The 3,529-nt window shown below is 32.8% G+C and carries 2 protein-coding genes; both read left to right on the top strand.

Annotation, left to right across the window (positions count from 1 at the left end):
* On the top strand, positions 1–2,285 hold a 2,285-nt coding region (gene secA / locus AC30RD_RS07435; RefSeq protein WP_489493800.1), incomplete at its 5' end, for a preprotein translocase subunit SecA.
* A 14-nt stretch (positions 2,286–2,299) separates the two neighbouring features.
* The gene (locus AC30RD_RS07430; protein ID WP_489493798.1) at positions 2,300–3,502 is read left to right on the top strand and encodes an FtsX-like permease family protein; all 1,203 of its coding nucleotides are present in this window, start codon (positions 2,300–2,302) and stop codon (positions 3,500–3,502) included.
* Positions 3,503–3,529: the final 27 nt, after the last annotated feature.

Genomic DNA, 3,529 nt, shown 5'->3' with positions numbered 1-3,529 from the left:
GTAAAACCCTTGTTGCAACTTTGGCTGTGGCGTTAAACGCTAAGACGGGTGAGGGAGTTCATGTTGTTACGGTTAATGACTATCTTGCAAAAAGAGATGCCACAGAGATGGGAAAACTATATAATTTTTTAGGATATAGCGTTGGATGTATAACAAGCGAAATAGATGATGATTTTGAGAGAAAAAAGCAGTATGAAGCCGATATAACATATGGAACAAATAATGAGTTTGGTTTTGATTATTTAAGAGACAATATGAAATACTCTCTTGAAGAGATGGTCCAAAGAGGGCACAATTTTGCTATCGTAGACGAGGTTGACTCTATTTTGATAGATGAAGCAAGAACTCCTCTTATAATCTCAGGACCTACAAACAGAAAACTAGATAACTATATAAAAGCTGATAAAATTGCAAAACAGCTTATAAAAGATGAAGATTTTACCGTCGATGAGAAAAATAGAGTTATTTTAATAACCGAAAAAGGTATCGAAAAGGCCGAAAAACTTTTTGGTGTAGAAAATCTATACGATTTGGAAAATGCAATTTTGGCTCACCATCTTGATCAAGCTTTAAAAGCAAACTATCTTTTTGAAAAAGATGTTGATTATGTGGTAAAAAACGGAGAAGTTATTATCGTTGACGAGTTTACCGGAAGATTAAGCGAGGGTAGAAGATTTAGCGAGGGGCTCCATCAAGCTCTTGAGGCAAAAGAGGGTGTTGAGATAAAAGAGGAGTCGCAAACTCTTGCCGATATTACTTTTCAAAACTATTTTAGGATGTATAAAAAGCTTGCGGGAATGACCGGAACCGCTCAAACAGAAGCTACTGAATTTTCACAAATATACAATCTTGAGGTAATTTCTATCCCAACAAACAGACCGGTAATCAGAAAAGATCATGATGATTTGATCTTTAAAACAGAAAAAGAGAAGTTTGATGCGGTAATAAAAAAGATAAAAGAGCTTCATAAAAAAGGGCAACCTGTTTTAGTAGGGACAACCTCTATCGAAAAAAATGAGCTTTTACATGAATTATTAAAAAAAGAAAAAATTCCACACGCTGTTTTAAACGCAAAACATCACGAACAAGAGGCTCAAATAATCGCGCAAGCCGGAAAGAAGGGAGCGGTTACCGTAGCTACCAATATGGCTGGACGGGGAGTTGATATAAAAATCGACGATGAAGTTAGAAGTCTTGGAGGGCTATTTATATTAGGAACCGAAAGACATGAATCAAGAAGGATAGACAATCAGCTAAGAGGTAGGGCAGGAAGACAGGGAGACCCTGGTGAGAGTCAATTCTTTTTAAGTTTGGAAGATAATCTTTTAAGAATTTTTGGCGGCGATAGAATAAAAAATATAATGGAAAGAATAGGCATACAAGAGGGTGAACATATCGAGTCAAAAATGGTAACAAGAGCCGTTGAAAAAGCTCAGAAAAAAGTTGAAGCTATGCATTTTGAGTCAAGAAAATATATTTTAGAGTATGATGATGTGGCAAACGAGCAGAGAAAAACTATCTATAAATTTAGAAAAGAGCTTTTAAATCCCGAATTTAATATAGAAAGTAAAATAAAAGAAAATAGAGATGAGTTTATAGAACATCTTTTAAGCGATTGTGAGATTTTCCCAGAAACTCCTAAAGACGACTTTAATCTTGAAAAACTTGCGCTAAAACTAAAAGAGGAGCTTCATAGCGATTTTTCTATAGAAGAATTAAAAGAGAAAGATTATGAAGAGTTAAAAAACTATATCTTACAAAAGCTTGAAGATGAATATAATAAAAAAATGAGCGTAGTTGATAAAAAACAAAAAAATGAAATTGAAAGAATATTATATTTACAGATTTTAGATAACGGTTGGAGAGATCATCTTTATCAGATGGATATTTTAAAAACCGGAATAGGACTTAGAGGTTATAATCAAAAAGATCCTCTTGTTGAGTATAAAAAAGAGAGTTTTAATCTTTTTATGGAGCTTGTTCAAAATATAAAATTTGAGGTGATAAAAACTCTACATACCATGGAGTTAAGAAGTGAAAAAGAGGAAGAGGAGATAAAAAAACTTGAAGAAGAGCTAAAAAGAATGGAAGAGGAGCTAAAATCAAGTGCTATTATGCAGCATGGAGAAGAGGTTAAAACTCAAACAAATCAAAATCAGCCGCTTATTGCTTCTAAAAAACCAAAAAGAAACGAGCCTTGCCCTTGCGGAAGTGGCAAAAAATATAAACATTGTTGCGGAAGAAGCGGTCCTAAAAAGGGAGTTTTAGCTCAGGCAAACGCTTAATCTAGGCTGTTTTTATGGATAAAAAATTTATCTTTTTTATAGTTAAAAGATATCTTCGATTTGATAAAGATCAGCCCTTTATATTTTTATCGGCTCTTTTGGCCTTTTTGGGTATAACCGTTGGTGTTATGGTATTGATCGTTGCTATGGCTATTATGAACGGGTTTGATAAAGAGTTTGAAAAAAAACTTTTTACGATGAATTATCCTTTAACTATATATCCAAAACTCCCCGGAGCTGTAAATGAAACTCTTTTGAAAAATTTAGAAAAAAAATATCCCCGATTAATATTTAGTCCCTATATAAACACTCAAGCTATCGTCAAAAAAGGGGATTTAATGGAAGGGGGTATTTTATTTGGTGTAGATTTTGAAAAAGAGAAAAAGATAAACGAGGTTATTAAAAAAGCTTTAGAAAACAAAAAATTAAAAAAATTTGAAGCGATTGTTGGTAAAGAGATGTATGATAGACTCTATTTAAATGAAGAAGAGAAAGTCGTTTTTATATTTACCAAAACCGAACCCAACGGATTTGCGTTAACTCCTTTGATAAAGAGATTTAAAATAAAAGGTTTCTTTAAATCTGGATTGGTAGCTTACGATAAAAGCTACGTATATACCACGTTAGAGTCTTTAAGAAAGATACTTAGAATTAAAAAAGATGAATTTAGTGGGATTCATATCTACTCAAAAGATCCTCAAAATGATATAAAAATTTTAAAAAAAGATCTTCCAAAAAGTGTCGGTATCGTTGGTTGGTGGCAACAAAACGGAAACTTTTTTGCCGCCTTGCAGATGGAAAAAAGAGCACTTTTTATAGTATTGATGCTTATTATTTTAATTGCTGCTCTAAATATAGTAAGCTCTCTTTTAATGACCGTAATGAATAGAAGAAAAGAGATAGCCTTACTTTTATCTTTGGGCGCTACAAAAAAAGAGATTAAAGCTATATTTTTTTATCTTGGCTCAATAATCGGCGGATTTGGAATAGTTTTTGGTTCAATTTTAGGGCTTTTGGGTATATTTTTGCTTGGTAGGTTTGATATCGTAAAACTTCCTCCAGATGTTTACGGAACAAGCAAACTTCCTTTGGATTTGAGCGCCTTTGATTTTTCTATGATTATTATAGGAGCCATATTTATAATAATCTTTTCCTCATACTATCCAGCAAAAAAAGCAACAGATATAAAGGTTATAGAGGTATTGAGAAACGAGTAGAGTCTATTTAAATATCTTAAAAGGCAG

The sequence above is a fragment of the Nitrosophilus sp. genome, assembly GCF_982775275.1.
This window is presented reverse-complemented; position numbering and strand designations above follow the sequence as displayed.